At 66.1% G+C, this 18825-nt stretch carries 16 protein-coding genes and 1 tRNA gene; 12 read left to right on the forward strand and 5 right to left on the reverse strand.

Going from position 1 to position 18825, the window contains the following annotated elements:
* Positions 1-74: 74 nt before the first annotated feature.
* A tRNA-Arg gene (locus tag ACYVF5_RS11935) sits at positions 75-147 on the reverse strand.
* A gap of 122 nt (positions 148-269) precedes the next feature.
* On the opposite strand from ACYVF5_RS11935, the gene ACYVF5_RS11940 reads away from it, so the two are divergent.
* Positions 270-1061: a transglutaminase-like domain-containing protein gene (locus ACYVF5_RS11940; protein ID WP_460946655.1), complete on the forward strand. Its 792-nt coding sequence runs from the start codon at positions 270-272 to the stop codon at positions 1059-1061.
* Between the two features lie 10 nt (positions 1062-1071).
* Here the strand turns inward: ACYVF5_RS11940 and ACYVF5_RS11945 are convergent, their stop codons facing one another.
* Entirely contained in the window at positions 1072-1695 is a 624-nt protein-coding gene (locus tag ACYVF5_RS11945) for an iron ABC transporter ATP-binding protein (protein WP_460946657.1), read from the reverse strand.
* A gap of 128 nt (positions 1696-1823) precedes the next feature.
* On the opposite strand from ACYVF5_RS11945, the gene ACYVF5_RS11950 reads away from it, so the two are divergent.
* The 10 genes from ACYVF5_RS11950 (at position 1824) to ACYVF5_RS11995 (ending at position 14964) form a co-directional block, all read left to right on the forward strand.
* Positions 1824-3491 (forward strand): arginine--tRNA ligase, encoded by a 1668-nt coding sequence (locus ACYVF5_RS11950; RefSeq protein ID WP_460946659.1) that lies wholly within the window; start codon positions 1824-1826, stop codon positions 3489-3491.
* Positions 3491-4243, forward strand: a complete 753-nt coding sequence (locus ACYVF5_RS11955; RefSeq protein WP_460946661.1) for an LmeA family phospholipid-binding protein — start codon at positions 3491-3493, stop codon at positions 4241-4243. The genes ACYVF5_RS11950 and ACYVF5_RS11955 overlap by 1 nt, the downstream gene beginning before the upstream one ends.
* Before the next feature lie 87 nt (positions 4244-4330).
* Positions 4331-5734: a diaminopimelate decarboxylase gene (gene lysA / locus ACYVF5_RS11960; RefSeq protein ID WP_460946663.1), complete on the forward strand. Its 1404-nt coding sequence runs from the start codon at positions 4331-4333 to the stop codon at positions 5732-5734.
* Complete coding sequence (locus tag ACYVF5_RS11965; protein ID WP_460946665.1) at positions 5731-7041, forward strand: homoserine dehydrogenase; 1311 nt, start codon at positions 5731-5733, stop codon at positions 7039-7041. The genes lysA and ACYVF5_RS11965 overlap by 4 nt, the downstream gene beginning before the upstream one ends.
* A complete protein-coding gene (gene thrC / locus ACYVF5_RS11970) occupies positions 7041-8123 on the forward strand; it encodes a threonine synthase (RefSeq protein ID WP_460946667.1) in 1083 nt (360 codons plus the stop codon). The genes ACYVF5_RS11965 and thrC overlap by 1 nt, the downstream gene beginning before the upstream one ends.
* The gene (gene thrB, locus ACYVF5_RS11975; RefSeq protein WP_460946669.1) at positions 8120-9064 is read left to right on the forward strand and encodes a homoserine kinase; all 945 of its coding nucleotides are present in this window, start codon (positions 8120-8122) and stop codon (positions 9062-9064) included. Before thrC ends, thrB begins: the two co-directional genes overlap by 4 nt.
* A 353-nt stretch (positions 9065-9417) precedes the next feature.
* Positions 9418-11673, forward strand: a complete 2256-nt coding sequence (gene rho / locus ACYVF5_RS11980) for a transcription termination factor Rho (RefSeq protein ID WP_460946671.1) — start codon at positions 9418-9420, stop codon at positions 11671-11673.
* 106 nt (positions 11674-11779) lie between these two features.
* Positions 11780-12859, forward strand: coding sequence for a peptide chain release factor 1 (gene prfA / locus ACYVF5_RS11985; protein WP_460946673.1), 1080 nt, complete (start codon positions 11780-11782; stop codon positions 12857-12859).
* Positions 12860-13061: 202 nt separating this feature from the next.
* Positions 13062-14051 carry an endonuclease domain-containing protein gene (locus tag ACYVF5_RS11990; RefSeq protein WP_460946675.1) on the forward strand — a complete coding sequence of 330 codons (990 nt, stop codon included), beginning with the start codon at positions 13062-13064 and terminating at the stop codon, positions 14049-14051.
* Between the two features lie 184 nt (positions 14052-14235).
* Positions 14236-14964 carry a hypothetical protein gene (locus ACYVF5_RS11995; protein WP_460946677.1) on the forward strand — a complete coding sequence of 243 codons (729 nt, stop codon included), beginning with the start codon at positions 14236-14238 and terminating at the stop codon, positions 14962-14964.
* A gap of 55 nt (positions 14965-15019) precedes the next feature.
* On the opposite strand, the gene epsC is transcribed toward ACYVF5_RS11995, so the two are convergent.
* Both epsC and cysK read right to left on the reverse strand, forming a co-directional pair.
* The gene (epsC, locus tag ACYVF5_RS12000; RefSeq protein ID WP_460946679.1) at positions 15020-15583 is read right to left on the reverse strand and encodes a serine O-acetyltransferase EpsC; all 564 of its coding nucleotides are present in this window, start codon (positions 15581-15583) and stop codon (positions 15020-15022) included.
* Position 15584: 1 nt separating this feature from the next.
* Positions 15585-16520 carry a cysteine synthase A gene (gene cysK, locus ACYVF5_RS12005; protein ID WP_460946681.1) on the reverse strand — a complete coding sequence of 312 codons (936 nt, stop codon included), beginning with the start codon at positions 16518-16520 and terminating at the stop codon, positions 15585-15587.
* Positions 16521-16702: 182 nt separating this feature from the next.
* Here cysK and prmC point away from each other — a divergent pair, with 182 nt between their 5' ends.
* A complete protein-coding gene (prmC, locus tag ACYVF5_RS12010) occupies positions 16703-17578 on the forward strand; it encodes a peptide chain release factor N(5)-glutamine methyltransferase (RefSeq protein WP_460946683.1) in 876 nt (291 codons plus the stop codon).
* 150 nt (positions 17579-17728) lie between these two features.
* On the opposite strand, the gene ACYVF5_RS12015 is transcribed toward prmC, so the two are convergent.
* The gene (locus ACYVF5_RS12015) at positions 17729-18670 is read right to left on the reverse strand and encodes a TetR/AcrR family transcriptional regulator (RefSeq protein WP_460946685.1); all 942 of its coding nucleotides are present in this window, start codon (positions 18668-18670) and stop codon (positions 17729-17731) included.
* Positions 18671-18825 lie beyond the last annotated feature (155 nt).

An 18825-nucleotide genomic window follows, 5' to 3' on the forward strand; every position in this document is an offset into this window, starting at 1 on the left:
TGGCCGGACTCTCTCTCATAACTATCAACTATGTCGCGACTCAGATGTCATCTATGTCCCGACTCATCACAGGGTGCCCCCGGAGGGATTCGAACCCCCGACCTTCGGTACCGGAAACCGGCGCTCTATCCCCTGAGCTACGGAGGCGCACCCATAGAGATTAGCATCGATCGCAGGCACGGATCGCGCCGCGTCATCGCTGCCGATCTCGGTGCAGCCACGCGGCGGTTCGGCAGGTTTCTCTCCCCGCCGCGTGTGAGGATTGAACGATGCATCGCACCGTCTCGTCTCATCTGGTGTTCGACGTCATCGGGACGAGCGAGCTCATCTTCTCGATGGCCGTGGCCGCCGGAACCCCGATTCTCTCGGAGACGTACTCGTTCCGGGGGCCGCGAGACTACGTCGCGACCGAGCTGCACGATCGCCACGGAGTTCGACTGCACCGCTTCGTCGCCGACGCCGGTCGATACGACGTGCACTACCACGCTGTCGTCGCAGGAACGAGGCCGGCGCTGCCCCATGATCCGCTCGACGGCATCCGTTACCTGCGTCCCAGCAGATACTGCGAATCCGACGTCCTGCACAGCCGTGCACGCGCCCTGTTCGGCACACTGCATGGCTCTGAGCTGCTGCGGGCTGTCACAGGGTGGACGCACGAGAACATCAGGTATGTGCCCGGGTCGAGCTCGGGCACAGACACAGCGGTGTCGACCATCGAATCGGGTTCGGGAGTGTGCCGCGACTTCGCTCACGTGGTGATCGCGATGCTGCGAGCCTGCGGTGTTCCGGCGCGTATGGTGTCCGCCTATGCGCCCGGGCTCAAGCCGATGGACTTCCACGCTGTCGCAGAAGCGTTCGTCGACGGCATCTGGCAGGTCGTGGATGCCACGGGTCTGGCACCACGGCAGGCTCTCGTGCGGATCGCAACGGGCCGGGATGCCTCTGACATCGCCTTCCTCACCAACCACGGCGGTTCGCTCTCGCTCGACCGCATCGACGTGGGCGCAGTGGCAGACCTGCTTCCCGCCGACGACCACCTGGTGCCGGTGATCATCGGCTGAGACAGGATGCCTACGGCAGGTTGGCCATGGCGCCCTCCGAGAGCGGCAGCACGTCGCCGGGTTCGAAGAACGCGACAGATCGCAGCGTGAGCCAGTACGGTCCTGTGAAGATCTGCGCCTCGCCCTGGTCGCCGATCACCTGGAAATAGCCCTCGACGGCCGGCGGAGTGCCGTAGGTCGGGACGGGAGTGCTCTCGGTGACCGCGAGGTTCTTGAGTCCGACGAGCTGATCCTCGCCGAACTTCGCCACAGCGACGTCGATGGTCTCGCCCGACGTGTTGTTCTTCCACTGGCAGACCAGACCCTCCATGCCCGCGATCACACCGGCTTTGGAGTCCGCGGCCGGCTGCGGGTCTGCGAGCAGGGAGAAGTTGGGGTTGAAGTCGTACATCTGCTCTGGGGTCACCAGCTGATCGCAGTCGATCCCGACCGGTTCGCTGAGCACAACGTCTTCGGTGGGCTCGGTCGTCGCCTCAGGATCGGTCGTCGGCTCGGCAGTTTGCGTCGACGACGCGCTCGGGGTCGGATCGCTCTGCGGATCGGGTGAGCCACAGCCGGACAGCAACAGCACTCCCGCCGCGGCGACGGTGACGAGGGCGATCGGGCGCGAGGTGCGGGAGAGCAGGAGCGACACGGCAGATTCCTTCGATGGGGGACGCCTCGAACATATCAAGCGATACGTGCTCACGATGTTATGCGCGCCCCTGTTCGAGGCCAATTCGCGGCGAGGGAGCGGCGTGTCGCTGCCGTAGGATTGTGCGTGTGACCCCAGATGACCTCTCGCGTGCCCTGTTCGACCTCGTGCTTTCGCTGGCAGAGGGTCGACGCGCGGGGTCGTCGGCTGAGATCAGCCCCGCCGACGTGGTACTGGAACGGCCGAAGAACCGCGATCACGGCGATTGGGCCTCGAATGTCGCCATGAGGCTCGCGAAGCGGATCGGCGCGAACCCGCGTGAACTCGCCACCGAGCTCGCCGATGCGGTCGCCCAGACGCCGGGAGTGGCATCCGCGGAGGTCGCCGGCCCCGGTTTCATCAACATCCGCCTCGATGCGGCCGCGGCCGGTGCGCTCGCCAAGGTGATCGTCGATGCCGGAGCAGCATACGGACACAACGAATCGCAGGCCGGGCAGAGCATCAACCTCGAGTTCGTCTCGGCGAACCCGACGGGACCACTGCACATCGGGCACACCAGGTGGGCGGCACTCGGTGACTCGATCGCCCGTGTGCTCAAAGCCTCTGGCGCCACTCTGGTCAGCGAGTTCTACATCAACGACGCCGGTAAGCAGATGGACATCTTCGCGGCGTCGGTTCTCGCCGCGATCACCGGCGAGCCGACCCCTGAGGGGGGCTATCCCGGTGCGTACATCGGCGAGCTCGGGCGCAGAGCCCTCGAGCAGAGGCCCGACCTGCTCGACCTGCCGCACGACGAGGCGCTCATGATCGCCCGCGAGATCGCCTATGAACTGCAACTCGACGAGATCAAGAGCTCGCTCGAGAAGTTCAACGTTCATTTCGACACCTGGTTCAGCGAACGCCAGCTGCATGCGGTCGACCCCGAGTCAGGACTGAGCGCGATCGACGAGGCCGTCATCCGACTGCGCGAGCAGGGCCACGTCTTCGATGAGGATGACGCCGTCTGGGTGCGGACGACAGACTTCGGAGACGACAAGGACCGCGTCATCCGTCGCGGCAACGGCGTGTACACCTACTTCGCCGCCGACGCCGCCTACTACCTGAACAAAAGCGACCGTGGTTACCGTCACAAGATCTACCTGCTCGGAGCAGACCACCACGGGTACGTCCATCGCCTGAAGGCGCTCGCCGGCGCCGCCGGTGACGACCCGGAGCGCGACATCGAGGTGCTCATCGGGCAACTGGTGAGCGTGAACGGGGCGAAGCTGTCGAAGCGCGCCGGAAACATCGTCGAGCTGAACGACCTTCAGGCGTGGCTCGGCACGGATGCTCTGCGTTATTCGCTCGGACGCTATCCGGCCGACTCGCCCCTGACCCTCGACCCCGAGCAGCTGCGCAAACGCAGCAACGACAACCCGGTGTTCTACGTGCAGTACGCCCATGCGCGCACCTTCTCCGTCGCACGCAACTCGATCGAGGCGGGTGTGGACAGGTCATCGTTCGCACCTGAGTCCCTTGTGCACGAGACGGAGTCGGCGCTCCTCGGCGCGCTGCAGGAGTTTCCCCGGATCGTCGCCCAGGCGGCCGAGCTGCGCGAGCCGCATCGCATCGCGCGCTATCTCGAAGAGGTGGCCGGGCTCTATCACCGCTGGTACGACAACTGCCGGATCATCCCGCTCGGCGCCGAGCCCGTCGGCGACGTGCACAGGACGAGGCTCTGGCTGAACGACGCGACGGGCCAGGTGCTCAGGAACGGGCTCGACCTTCTCGGGGTCTCCGCGCCGGAGCGGATGTGATGGCGGCGGCCACCGCGGGCCGGCGGTGGCTCACCGCGGGGGTCGTGATCGTGATCGTCGTGGTGATTCTCGGAGCGCTTGTGATGCTCGTCGAGTGGCTCGCGAGGGATCTCGCAGAAGACGCCGTGAAGATCGGTGTGCAGAGCAATCTCCCCGACAACGTCGAGGCGAACGTCGACGTCGAGGTCGGCGGGGACTGGGTGATCTTCCAGTACCTCAGCGGCACGATGGACGAGGTGACGATCTCTGATGAAGCGCTCGTCGACGGTGTGCCCGTCGCGCTCTCGATCACGGCATCAGAGGTGCCCACAGACCTCGCCACGTCCGTCGGCACCGTGGAGGCAACGGCCACCGTCGGACCGGACACCCTCAACTCGATGTTCACCCTGCCGGGGAACGACCCGGTCGTGTCACTCGGTGAGGGCACCCTCGTCTATGCGGACAGCACAAACGTCTTCGGTGTCGACATCGGCTATCAGCTGACGACGACGCCTCAGCCGGACGGCACAGACGTGCTGCTCACTCGGCAGGGGGTCGAGGTCACCTCGAGTGTCGGCGCCCTCGACCTCACCGGGATCGCCGATCAGATCCTTGGCGGCGAGCCGGTGCGCGTCTGCATGGCGAGTCATCTGCCCGTCGGGATCACCATCGAATCCATCGATGTCGAGCCGGCAGAAGCGACTCTGGTGCTGGTCGGCCACGACGTCGAGCTCTCCGGCGGCGCGCTTGCCACGAGGGGAACCTGCGAGTAGGTCCCGATTCCGGCAAGAGCATATGCGCACACTAGAATTACCCGGGCGCCATTCGCTCGCCTTCCACCGTCTGAAAAGGTACGTGCCGTGACTTCACACCCGCTCGCTCCGTCGTGGCTGGCGGCGCCGAGCGACGTCAACGCGCTCGACGGCGCCGTGTGGCCTCTGAACACTGTGCGGTCAGACGCCGGCGAGATCACCGTGGACGGCGTCGGTGTCAGCGAGCTCGCGGCTGCATACGGCACGCCGCTGTATGTGGTTGACGAAGCGGATGCCCGTGGCCGGGCCGACCGCATCCGTTCGGCGTTCGAAACCAGCTTCGGCGCGATCGGCGCGAGCGTGAAGGTGTATTACGCCGGTAAGGCGTTCCTGTCGACCGAGATCGCCCGCTGGATGACCGAGGCCGGCCTCTTTATCGACGTGTGCACGGGCGGAGAGCTCGCCGTTGCGCTCGCAGCAGGCGTCGAACCGGCCCGCCTCGGCATGCACGGGAACAACAAGTCCCTGCGCGAGATCAACAGATGCGTCGAGGTCGGCGTCGGCGGCATCGTCATCGACAGTGTGCAAGAAGTCGAGCGGGTCGCAGAAGCAGCAGTCAGGCACGGCCGCCGCCAGCGCGTTCGGCTGCGGGTCAACAGCGGTGTGCACGCGCACACCCACGAGTTCCTGGCGACCGCTCACGAAGACCAGAAGTTCGGGATCACCCTGGAGCAGGCGCCCGACGTGGTCGCACGCATCCGCTCGCATGACTCGCTCGAGTTCATCGGACTGCACTGCCACATCGGGTCGCAGATCTTCGGGGCGGAGGGTTTCGCCGAGTCAGCCGCGCGGCTTATCGCCGTTCACCGGGAGCTTCTCGCGGGCGGCGCGGTTCCCGAGCTCAACCTCGGCGGAGGCTTCGGGATCGCATACACAAGCGCTGACGACCCGCCACCCATCGAAGACCTGGCCGAAGCCATCGCGCGGATCGTGGCGGAGGAATGCCGGCTGCAAGACGTCCCTCTTCCCCTGATCGCCTTCGAACCCGGGCGCGTGGTGATCGGCCCGAGCACCTTCACCCTCTATGAGGTCGGCACCACAAAAGACGTCGAGGTGCAGGCGGCAGACGGCGGGTCCGCGGTCAGGCGCTATGTGAGCGTCGACGGCGGAATGAGCGACAACATCCGCGCGGCCCTCTATGGCGCCGACTACTCTGTGAGCCTCGCGAGCAGGAGCTCGACGGCGCCGCCGGAGCTCGTGCGCCTGGCCGGCAAGCACTGCGAGTCCGGCGACGTCGTTGTGAACGCCGACTATCTGCCGGCCGATGTCGCGCCGGGCGACCTCGTCGCCGTGCCCGCGACCGGTGCATACTGCTGGTCGCTCTCGAACAACTACAACTACGTCGGCCGCCCGCCGGTGGTCGCCGTCGCGAACGGGGCTGCCCGCGTGATCGTGCGCGGAGAAACCGAAGCCGACCTCTTGGCGCGAGACGCCGGATTGGATGCACGATGATCGATCACCGCACGCTCAGGGTTGCCCTGCTCGGCGCCGGAACCGTCGGCTCTCAGGTCGCGAGGCTCCTGATCGAGCACCGCGAGGAGCTCGAGGCGCGAGTGGGAGCGCACCTTGAGCTCGTCGGAATCGCCGTGCGCGACATCGACGCGCCGCGTGACGTCGAACTGCCGCGTGAGCTTCTCACAACCGATGCGGAATCGCTGATCGTCGGCGCAGACATCGTGATCGAGCTCATGGGGGGCATTGAACCGGCCAAGAGCTACATCCTGCAGGCGATCAATTCCGGAGCAGACGTCATCACGGGCAACAAGGCACTGCTCGCGTCTCATGGGAGCGAGCTGTTCGAGGCCACAGAGCAGGTCGGCGCCGAGATCTACTACGAAGCTGCCGTCGCGGCGGCGATTCCGATCATCCGCCCTCTGCGTGACAGTCTCGCGGGCGACAACATCAACAGGATCCTCGCGATCGTGAACGGCTCGACGAACTTCATCCTCGATCGGATGGACCGCTTCGGCGACACGATGGAAGAGGCGTCGAAAGCCGCTTTCGAACTCGGTTATCTCGAAGCCGACCCCACTCTCGACGTCGGCGGCTTCGATGCGGCGCAGAAGGCCACGATTCTCGCCAGCATCGCCTTCCACAGTTCGATTCCGGCCGAGGGTGTGCACCGCGAGGGGATCACCGAGATCACCGCACAGCAGATCGAGGCGGCCAGGAGCGCCGGATATGTCATCAAGCTGCTGGCGATCGCGGAGCGGATCACGTCGGCAGACGGCCGCGCGGGCGTCTCCGCTCGTGTGTACCCGGCTCTGGTGTCGCGCGAGCACCCGCTCGCGTCTGTGCACGGCGCCAACAACGCGGTCTTCGTCGAGGCTGCAGCAGCAGGCCCCCTGATGTTCTATGGCGCAGGCGCCGGGGGAGTGCAGACGGCATCCGCCATTCTCGGTGATCTCGTCTCTGCCGCCCGCCGGCATGTCGCCGGCGGCCCCGGAGTCGGTGAGTCGACCCACGCTGACCTGCCGCTGCTGCCCATCGACGATGTCATCACGAAGTACCAGGTGAACCTGCGCGTCATCGACCGGCCAGGGGTCTTGGCCGAGATCGCCGGGATCTTCGCCTCGGGCGGCGTCTCTGTCGAGACGGTCGAGCAGTCGGTCGCCGGCGACGATGACCCCCATGCCACACTCATCATCGGAACACACCTCGCCAGGGAGAAAGGGCTGCGGGCAACCGTCTCAGCTCTCGGAGAGAGTGATGTGGTGGCGAGGATCGTCAGTGTTCTACGAGTTGAAGGAGTCGAATAATGGCACACCAGTGGCGCGGCGTACTGCACGAGTACCGGGATCGTCTCGATGTCACCGAGAAGACGCCGATCATCACCCTCGGTGAGGGCGGAACACCGCTGATCGCCGCAGACGCACTGTCTGCACGCACCGGAGCCCGCGTCTGGGTCAAGTTCGAGGGCATGAACCCGACGGGTTCGTTCAAGGACCGCGGCATGACGATGGCCATCTCGAAGGCTCTTGAGGCCGGCGCGAAAGCAGTGATCTGCGCATCGACGGGCAACACCTCGGCATCGGCGGCTGCCTATGCCACCCACGCGGGCATCACGGCGGCCGTGCTCGTGCCAGAGGGCAAGATCGCGATGGGAAAACTCAGTCAGGCGATCGCTCACAACGGAAAGCTCATCCAGGTGCAGGGCAACTTCGACGACTGCCTCGACATCGCGCGGGAGCTCTCGGCGAGCTACCCGGTGCACCTCGTCAACTCGGTGAACAACGACCGCATCGAGGGGCAGAAGACCGCTGCATACGAGGTCGTCGAGGTTCTCGAAGACGCACCGGATTTCCATTACATCCCGGTCGGCAACGCCGGCAACTACACGGCGTACACCCGCGGCTACACCGAAGAGCTCGAGCGCGGCGCCACAACCACACTTCCGCGGATGTTCGGGTTCCAGGCCGCGGGAAGCGCGCCGATCGTGCACGGTGAGGTCGTCAGGAACCCCGACACCATCGCGAGCGCGATCCGCATCGGCAATCCCGCGTCGTGGGAGCTGGCGCTCACCGCACGCGATGCGACGGACGGGTACTTCGGCGCCATCGAAGACACCAAGATCCTCGAGGCACAGCGCATCCTGTCAGCGGAGGTGGGCATCTTCGTGGAGCCTGCGTCGGCCATCAGCGTCGCCGGGCTTCTCGAGCGGGCCGAGGCAGGGCACGTTCCCGCCGGCGCGAAGATCGTGCTCACCGTCACCGGGCACGGCTTGAAAGACCCGCAGTGGGCGCTGCGCGAGGCCGACGGCTCCGACGTCACACCCACGATCGTGCCCGTCGACGTTGCCGAGGTCGCGCAGGTGCTCGGTCTGAACAAGGACGGGGCGTGAGCCAGCAGGCGCTGAGCGTCGTGGGCCGCACCGTCACGGTCAAAGTACCGGCGACGAGTGCGAACCTCGGGCCGGGTTTCGACACACTCGGGCTTGCGCTCAGCGTGTATGACGAGGTCACGGTCACCGCACGTCCCGAGCCCGGTGCTCGGGTCGAGGTGCATGGAGTCGGCGAAGGCGATGTCGCGACAGACGAGACGAACCTCGTGGTCTCGTCGATCGCCTACGCGTTCAGATCGATGGGCCAGCCGGTGCCGGGGTTCGACCTCGTCGCGCGCAATGCCATCCCGCACGGCAGGGGTCTCGGATCGAGCGGGGCAGCTGTGGTCGCGGGCATCGTCGCCGCCAAGGGCCTGCTCGACGGGGTGGTCGGCATCGATGGTCCGACGATGCTGAAACTCGCCACAGCTCTCGAGGGGCATCCAGACAACGTCGCTCCCTCCTTGTTCGGCGGGCTCACCATCGCCTGGACGACTCCGCAGGGCCCGGCGCACAAGAAGCTCAACGTGCACCGCGGGGTCTCGCCGCTCGTGTTCGTGCCCGAGAACACGCTGTCCACCAAACTCGCGCGCAGCCTGCATCCCGAGAACGTTCCGCACGAGGATGCCGTTTTCAACGTCTCTCGCTCTGCCCTTCTGATCGCCGCCCTCACGCAGAGTCCCGAGCTGCTGCATGCGGCGACGGAGGACAAGCTTCACCAGAGTTACCGTGCGTCGGCGATGCCTCAGACACACGCGCTCGTCACGCTGCTGCGCGAACACGGATTCGCCGCCGTCGTCTCTGGTGCAGGCCCCTCGGTTCTCGTTCTCGCCGACGGCCCGGGGCAGCGGCTCGCCGCGGCCGACCTCGTCGCCGAGCACACGACCTCTCCGTGGCAGCCGCTGATGCTCGCCGTGGATTTCAAGGGTGCGACCATCGTGAGTGCCGACCTCTCTATGTGACTGTTCCGGACCTCTGTGGCCCTCGCGACGCGCACGTGGGTCCGGAACTGCCACATAGATCGGGGAAGGGCTGGGTCGGGGGGAAGGCTGGGTCGGGAGAAAGACGTGCGACATGCTCGTGCAGCCTCGCATGAGAGAGGTGCTAGAGTGGTGGCAACCCAGCGGGCAACGCCGATAAGGCAAATCTGGCCTCGCTGGTGGTCTTAATACACTTACCCAGCGCTCCCGTGTGGTGTTCCCGACATTGAGCGGGGCCGTCTCGCCGTTTTCTCGCGTGACGGATGACACCGGGCCAGAGCGGCTGGCACTCCCGGCATGCACTCTGTGTGCCGGAGGGAAGGAATCAACTTTTCGTGACTGACGTCAATACCCGCGGAGAAACCGCGGAAGCAGGCGCCAACCTGAACACGCTCAAGGTCGCAGACCTGCAGCGCATCGCCGGCGAGCTCGGTGTTCAGGGGGCGTCCAAACTTCGCAAGGGAGCACTCGTGGAGGCTATCGCCGAGATTCGGGCCGCCTCAGGTGCGGCAACAGCTGACAGCACACCGGATGCTCCGGTGCAGTCCCCGTCACAGGACGACACCGCAGCGGCTGCAGCTCCGACTCTCGACGTGCCTGCCGCCGAACCGGCTCCGGCCGTGCGCAAGCGTGCTCCCCGTCGTGCGACGAGCTCCGCCGGGGCGCCCGCCGTGACGGCGCCGGAGCTGCCCGCCGCTGCAGAGGCTCCGAGCGGTCAGGCCGCACCTGTGCAGCAGAACAGCCGTGCCACGGCTCCAGAGCAAGACACCGCCGCACACAACGTCGTGGCAGAGGTCGATGCGACTCAGACGGGCGGCGACCGCACCGGTGGCGCCCAGACCGAGAGCGCCCAGACCGAGAGTGCCCAGACCGACGGCGCCCAGACCGACATGGGCCAGGCGGGCGACGGCCAGGCCGATGCAGGCCAGAGCGGTGAGCAGGGTGGCAAGAGCTCGAAGCGCGGCAACCGCCGTGGCCGTGGCAAGGGCGGGCAGGATGCCGCCGAGAACGGCGGAAACGGCACTCAGGGTCAGCAGACTCAGGGTCAGCAGGCCGAGGCCACGCAGACCGATTCCGCCTCGGCCGACGAGCAGGGTGAAGAAGCCTCTGGCGAACGCCAGGGCAGAAACCGCAACCGTCGCAACCGCTCAGAGGGCGGCCAGCAGAACGACCGCGGTGGTGACAAGGGCGACCGAGGTCAGCAGAACGACCGCGGCGGTGACAAGAACGACCGCGGTGACAAGAACGACCGCGCTCAGCAGAACGACCGAGGCCAGCAGAACGGTGGCGACCAGGGCGACAACAACCGCAACCAGCAGGCAGACGAGGGCGGCCGGCGCAGCCGTTACCGCGACCGCAAGCGTCGTGGCGGCGCCGCCACTGACGATGTCGAGCCCGAGATCTCAGAAGACGACGTGCTCCTGCCCGTCGCAGGCATCCTCGATGTTCTCGACAACTATGCCTTTGTGAGGACGACAGGTTATCTTCCCGGCGCCAACGACGTCTACGTGTCGCTCGGCCAGGTCAAGAAATACAACCTGCGCAAGGGAGACGCCGTTGTCGGCGCCATCCGTCAGCCGCGTGAGGGCGAGAGCAACGCCCGCCAGAAGTACAACGCGATCGTCAAGGTCGACTCGATCAACGGCCTCAGCGTCGACGACGCAGCCACACGTGTCGAGTTCGGCGACCTGACACCTCTCTACCCGCAGGATCGACTGCGTCTCGAGACGGAGCAGACCAAGCTCACACAGCGCATCATCGATCTCGTCGCACCCATCGGCAAAGGCCAGCGCGGTCTCATCGTCGCGCCTCCCAAGGCGGGCAAGACGATTGTGCTGCAGCAGATCGCGAGCGCCATCGCCGCGAACAACCCCGAGGTCCACCTCATGGTCGTTCTCGTCGATGAGCGCCCAGAAGAAGTCACAGACATGCAGCGCACGGTCAAGGGTGAGGTCATCGCGTCCACATTCGACCGCCCCGCAGAAGATCACACCACTGTCGCAGAGCTCGCGATCGAACGCGCCAAACGCCTCGTCGAGCTCGGGCACGACGTCGTTGTTCTGCTCGACTCGATCACACGCCTGGGCCGTGCATACAACCTGGCTGCCCCGGCATCGGGTCGCATCCTCTCTGGGGGCGTCGATGCATCCGCCCTCTACCCGCCGAAGCGCTTCTTCGGCGCCGCTCGCAACATCGAGAACGGCGGATCGCTCACGATCCTCGCCACGGCCCTTGTCGAGACCGGGTCGAAGATGGACGACGTGATCTTCGAGGAGTTCAAGGGCACAGGCAACTCCGAGCTGCGCCTCTCGCGCCAGCTTGCGGACAAGCGGATCTTCCCGGCCGTCGACGTGAACGCGTCGTCGACCAGGCGCGAAGAGATGCTGCTCGCCCCTGACGAGGTCAAGGTCACCTGGAAGCTGCGTCGCGCCCTCGCCGGTCTCGATCAGCAGCAGGCCCTCGAGGTCGTGCTCGGCAAGCTGAAAGAGACACAGTCGAACGTCGAGTTCCTGGTGCAGATGCAGAAGTCGATGCCCCAGCCGGTGTCGGGAACAGGACACAGTCACGGACACGAGCGCGACCACCGTTAGCTGCCGCGCCTGACCCGTTTGCGCCGATGCGTCCCCTGCGGATGCATCGGCGCAGGCGGGTTTCGTCGTTTCGGTGGATGATGGTGGAGATGAAGGAGCGCAACACATGTTCGAGTCCGTACAGGTACTGCTCGAAGAGCACAAAGACCTGCAGGAGCAGCTCTCCGATCCTGCGGTTCACGCTGATCCCGTGCGGTCGAAGAAGATCAACCGGCGATACGCGGAGCTCTCGCGCATCGTCGCGGCCTATCACGTCTGGTTGCAGGCTCAATCCGACCTCGAGGCCGCCCGCGAGCTGGCGAAAGAAGACGACGCGTTCGCCGAAGAGGTGCCGTCGCTCGAAGCGCACCTCGCCGAGGTGCAGGAGCGTCTGCGCCGTCTGCTGATCCCGCGCGACCCGGATGACGGCCGTGACGTGATCATGGAGATCAAGGGGGGTGAGGGTGGCGCCGAGAGTGCGCTGTTCGCCGCTGACCTCTTGCGGATGTATCTGCACTACGCCGAGTCGAAGGGGTGGAAGACCGAGCTCCTCGAGCGCACCGAGAGCGACCTCGGCGGTTACAAAGACGTGCAGGTCGCGATCAAGTCGAATGCGACGGACCCGTCGCAGGGGGTGTGGGCGCACCTCAAGTACGAGGGTGGTGTGCACCGTGTTCAGCGGGTTCCGGCCACCGAGTCGCAGGGGCGCATCCACACCTCGACCACCGGTGTGCTCGTCTTCCCCGAGGTCGATGAGCCCGAAGAGGTCGAGATCAGCCAGAACGACCTCAAGATCGACGTGTACAGGTCGAGCGGCCCAGGAGGCCAGTCGGTGAACACCACGGACTCCGCCGTGCGCATCACCCACCTTCCGACGGGCATCACCGTCGCCATGCAGAACGAGAAGAGCCAGCTGCAGAACCGCGAGGCGGGCATGCGGGTGCTTCGCGCGCGCATCCTCGCCAGGCAGCAAGAGGAGCAGGCGGCTCTCGACAGTGTGGCGCGCAAAAGCCAGATCCGCACGATGGACCGCTCCGAACGCATCCGCACCTACAACTTTCCAGAGAACCGCATTGCGGACCATCGCACGGGCTACAAGGCGTACAACCTCGACGCCGTGATGAACGGGGCTCTCGACCCGCTCATCGAGTCGGCCATACACGCTGACGAAGAGGCTCGGCTCGCGGACCTCGGCGACAAGGGCTGAGGCAGGGGCGCCGCGTCGGCGGTTTGCGTCGCCGGTTTGCGGCGGTGGGCCGCCTTCAGCCGTCACCAACGCACCGAATGAGCGCATATTCGGTGCGTTGCTGACGGATGAACGGGCTCGCGTCGCACTGATCGGCCGTGTTCCCGGATTCGTCTGTGGATAACTCACGCAGCACGCGCGCCTGACGTGGCACCGTGTCGGCATGCGCACACCTCGGCCACTGCCAGACGACTTCGACGGCCCGTTCCACGTTCGGGATGCCTTCGCCAATGGAGTCGAACGCGGGCGCTTGAGGGGGCGTGACCTCGCTGCGCCGTTCAAGGGCGTCCGTGTCGCTGCTTCTGCCCAAACAAGGATGCCGTTGGTCGCGGGGGACCCGCTGCGCATGTCCGATCAGGCCAGGGAGATCGCTGTCCGAGCCGGTCAATACAGAGTGCGTATGCTGCCGCATGAGTTCTTCAGTCACACGACCGCCGCCACGCTCTGGGGCGCCCCGCTGCCGTTCCTGCCGGATGCCCGCATTCACGTCAGCGTGCTGAGCCCGGGACGGGGTCCCCGGGCGCGGGGTGTGATCGGGCACGAGGTGCAGTCCGCGCTGGTGAACCCCATGGAGGTGAACGGCATCAGGATCGCCAGCCCGGCGTCGACCTGGGCATCGCTCGGACTGCTTCTGCATCCGTACGACCTCGTGGCCGTCGGCGACTATCTCGTGCGCATCCAGAGGCATCCGGGCGGATTCAGGCCGACGACGCAGAAGTCGCTCGCGACGCTCGCCCAGCTCGACGCCGCGATGTGCGCGGGTCGCAGGCCGGGCCTCGCGGCCGTGCGAAAAGCCCTCCCTCGTGTTCGCACGGGCTCATCGTCCAGGCTCGAATCGTGGACGCGGTTGATCCTCACAGACGCCGGCCTTCCTGAACCGGATCTCGACGTCGATGTGCATGACGAGAACTCGATGTTCATCGGCTGCGTCGACCTCGCCTACGAGTCGCTCAAGATCGCCATCGAGTACGACGGCGATCAGCACCGGACCAGTCGCGAGCAGTTCACCCGCGACATCGACAAACTCGAGCAGCTCACCGCGGCGGGCTGGCGCGTGGTCAGGCTGACGTCGACGCACGTGTTCGGCTATAGCGGCCGGGAGCTCGTGCGGCGGGTCCGAACGGCACTTCACGAGCGGGGTTGGCGAGGGTGAGCGCGATTCGCCCGTCGACAACGCACGGAATGAGCGCAGATTCGGTGCGTTGTCGACGGATGAACGCGAGCGATGCGCACCACAGCGCCTGTGGACAGCGGGCTGAGGCTGTGGAGAGCGCCCGCGAGGCCCGTCGCATAGGTGCTACCTTCGCCGTCTGAGCCGACGTCAGAAGGGACTCCAGATGCGATTCACCCGGCTGCTCTGCTGCGCAGCGGCAGGAATTGTTCTCACGATCGGGGTGAGCGGATGCCTGCCGCCCGGCATCGACGGCGCCCCCGGTCCCTCAGGTGGGCCGGGCGCAGGGGCCGGCGGGCCGAAGCCCGTTCCGGCGCTGGTCGACGCGCTGCCGGATGCCCTGCTGACCGAGGTCGAGCTCGCGGCGGTCGGCGAACCGGGAGCAGCGACATGGATCGCCGGACGGGTGGTCGAGAAGGGCCCGGCGACTCCGGATGACGCAGGCGCAGACCCCGTGCAGACGGCCTGCGAGGGCGACTTCGAGCTGGTCGGAGGGGAGCAGGTCGCCACGGCGGGGCGTGTCCTCGAGCGCGATGGGGGAGCGATCGTCGTGACGCAGTCTCTTGTTGTGCTGCAGAACGACCCCGTCGACGTGCTCGCACGCCTGCGGGCGATTCTCGCCGAGTGCGGCGAGACGCCGACGAGCATAGAGGGGGAACAGGTGTCGATGACGTTCGACCTGCTCGACATCGCCGCGCTCGGTGACGCCTCGCTCGCCGCTCGGATGACGGCGAGGTGGCCGGATGCGCGCAGCTTCGACTTCGACGTGATCCTCGTCGCGGCGAACGGAGTCTACCTCTCGCTGCTCGTGACCGCCCCCTATGCCGTGCTCGAGTTTCGTGAGCTCGAAGCCATGGCCCGACTGGCGGTGGCGAAGGTCGACGAGGTCGTCTGAGCAGGCCGCCGTGCGCAGCGGAGGCCGGCTCAACGGCAACGGGACAGAGCCGTCGTCAGAGAAAGTACTCGGGTTCTGTGCCGGTGAGCCCGTGCGACTGCAGAGGCCCGCGCTCGCGCACAACAGCTGGCACACCGACGAGAAGGGAACGCGGCGGGGCATCCTTCGTCACAACCGCATTCGCCCCGATGACGCTGCCCGAGCCGATCACAACGGGACCGAGCACTTTGGCGCCTGCGCCGATCGTGACTCCGTCGCCGATCGTGGGGTGACGTTTTCCTTTGCCGCTGCTCTTTCCGCCCAGAGTGACACCGTGGTAGAGAAAGACGTCATCACCGACCTCTGCGGTCTCGCCCACCACAACGCCCATGCCGTGGTCGATGAAGAACCTGCGGCCGATCTTCGCTCCGGGGTGGATCTCGATCCCCGTCAGAAACCTGGTCAGCTGCGAACAGACACGCGCGGGGAACCGGACGCCGCGCATCCACAGCCAGTGGTTCACACGATGTGCCCAGATGGCATGCAATCCGGAGTAGGTGAGAAAGATCTCGACACTGCCTCGCGCGGCCGGATCGTGCACACGTGCGGCAGTGATGTCTTCTCGGATGCTGCGCAGCACTTTAGTCGCGCAACCCTTCGAACAGCGGTGTCGAGATGTAGCGCTCACCGAAGTCCGGGACGACGACGACTATCGTTTTGCCGGCGTTCTGCGGCCTGGCGGCGACCTCGAGCGCCGCCCAGACGGCTGCACCGGACGAGATGCCGCCGAGAATGCCCTCGCCGGAGGCGAGGCGGCGTGCTGTGTCGATCGCGTTCTCGAGAGTGACGTCGAGCACCTCGTTATAGACGTCTGTGTCGAGAAGGGCGGGAATGAAGTTCGCGCCCAGGCCCTGGATCTTGTGCGGCCCCGCTTTGCCCTCGGTGAGCAGAGGAGAGTCCTTCGGCTCGACCGCAACGACCTCGAGTCCCGGCTTCTTCTCTTTGAGCGCCCGGCCGGCGCCCGTGATGGTGCCGCCTGTTCCGATGCCGGCGACGAGGATGTCGATGTTGCCGTTGGTGTCGTTCCAGATCTCTTCTGCGGTTGTGCGCCTGTGCACCTCGACATTGGCTTCGTTCTCGAACTGCCTGGCGAGAATCGCGCCCGGCGTCGACTCGACGATCTCTTTCGCCTTGTCCACAGCGCCGTTCATTCCGAGCGCCGGATCGGTGAGCACGAGTTCGGCGCCGTACGCCCTGAGCAGCGCGCGGCGCTCGACGCTCATCGACGACGGCATCGAGAGGATGACCTTGTATCCCCGTGCCGCCCCGACGAAGGCGAGGGCGATGCCTGTGTTCCCGCTCGTGCCTTCCACGATCGTGCCGCCCGGCTTCAGCTGGCCCGACTTCTCGGCGGCGTCGACGATGGCGACGCCTATACGGTCTTTCACACTCGCGGCCGGGTTGTAGAACTCGAGTTTGGCGAGCACCGTTGCTCCCACGTTCTCAGCTATGCGGTTGAGCCTGACCAGAGGTGTGTTTCCGAATGCCTCTGTGATGTCGGAGTAGATCTTGGCCACGGGTGCTCCTTAGTATCGTCATACCGACCCGAACGGACGGCGGTCGCGGTCTGCGGCGATCATGCGCCGCTGCAAGCCTACGACCACCCGCGACCTTCTGCCCACGTATGTCATTCCTGTTACGGCCCGTCGAACGATGCGCGATATGCTCATGCACCGAACCCGCCAGAAATCGAGAGTCCATGCCGAACGGCACAGCGCACAGCATCCGAGACGCACGCACGAGGGCGATCGGCGCGCTCACAGACGCGGGCATCGACACCGCAGATGTCGATGCCGAGCTCCTGATCGGTTATGTCCTCGGCCTCAGCAGGGGAGAGGTGCAGGCTGCGGTCGTCACCGGCAGGCAGCTCACCGCCCACGATGCAGCGCGGCTCGAGCGCGTCGTCGAGCGCCGGGCAGCGCGTGAGCCGCTCCAGCACATCACCGGCCGCGCGGCGTTCAGGCGCCTCGACCTCGCCGTCGGTCCCGGGGTGTTCGTGCCGCGTCCAGAGACGGAGCAGGTGGTGCAGGTGGCGATCGACGCACTGAACGCCGTCGCAGATCCCGAACCGATAGCGATCGACCTGGGCACCGGTTCAGGGGCCATCGCGCTCGCGATGGCGACAGAAGTCCCGCACGCCAGGGTCTTCGCGGCCGAGAACTCGGTGGAGGCCTTCATCTGGGCGAAGCAGAATATCCGCGAGATCGGCGCGCCCAATGCGACTGTCGTCTTCGACGACCTCGGAAGGGCCTTCCCCGAGCTCAACGGACAGGCGGCGGTTGTGGTCTCCAATCCTCCGTACGTTCCGGATGCCGCGGTGCCCCGCGACGCGGAGGTGCGGCTCTTCGACCCGTCTGCGGCGCTGTACGGAGGCGTCGACGGGCTGGACGTCGTTCGAACGCTCTCTGTGACGGCGGCTCGGCTGCTTCGCGCGGGGGGCACGCTCGTCATCGAGCACGGTGAGCTGCAGGGCGAGGCGATCCGTGACATCCTTACCGCGGACGGATGGCGGGCAGCGGCCACGTTCCGCGACCTGACGCTGAGGGATCGCACGACGACGGCGCTCCGCGCCTGATCTCATCGGTGGTCGAGCGTGTCGAGACCCCCTCACGACGACGAGGTTTCGACACCGTCGCTCGTTCCTCGCGGCCTGCTCAACCACCTGTACACGGTCGCTCGCTCGGTCGGGCCTGCTCAGCCCCCGAGTGCAGCGGAGTGAGCCGGCTCAGGCCTTGGCCGCAGCTTTCTCTGCGGCCTTCGCCGCGCGTTCCCTCGCCTTCTGAATGGCCTCGCGCTCTCTGCGCTTCGCCTCGCGCAGCTTGGCCTCTGCCTCACGCCGCAGCCTCGCGGCCTCACGCACGGACTTGTCGCGAGGAACGTGATCGTCATCGTCGAGCAGAGGGGGCGGGGCAGCCGGCCGCCGCCCGGCAGAGACCTCGTCGATGTAGTGCTGCACACCGTCGAGAAAACGTTCGAGGCCGAACACAAACGGATCTGCGCTCTCGGGTGAGAACACCCCGGCCCTGACGGCTTCGAAGAGAGCGGGGAACCGGTCCTCGGTCACCAGCACGGCGACGAGCTGGTCTGCTCGAACATCGAGCTCCTCCGGTGCCACACCCTGTTTCGCGCTCTCGCTGTCGTAGCCCCTGTAGACCAGCGCCTGCCAGCGGATCAACCCGGTCAACGCGAGCATAACGGCCACGCGTTCCCCGTGTGTGAGCGGTGTGGCGGCCAGGGTTCCGATGCCGGCGTCCATCCAGGCGAGGTTGTTCGGCGTGAGCGGAATGCCTGTGATCGGGATGTCGATGAGCCACGAGTGCTGTCGGTACATCGACAGAAGCTGGTTCGCCATCCGCAGAAAACGGGCGCGCCACTCGCCCGTTTCGTCTTCGTCGGCGGGCGGCGTTCCCATGGCGTACTCGCCCATCAGCATGGTCAGATCGTCTTTCGCGGCGACGTAGCGGTAGAGCGACATCGTTGTGAATCCCAACCGCGAGGCGATGGCGCTCATCGACACGGCGGCCAGCCCGCCCTCGTCAGCGATCTCGACGGCCGTCTCGACGATGCGTTCGATGCTCAGCTCGCGTTTCGGTCCACGCTGGGGCGCCGCGGCGACGCCCCACGCGAGTGCGACACTGCGCGGAAGCTCTGGAGTGGTGTCAGTCATGTCGGGCCCATCGTCTTCTCCAGGGGCGGCTCGTGCGCCCTCCTGGTGTACCTCACTGTATACGACGCACATACCCGGTTTACTCCATAAACAGTGTGTGCTATAAACATAATGCTTACAACATAAACAGTATGCCGCATACACAACGGCATGGG

Source organism: Okibacterium endophyticum (assembly GCF_054780075.1).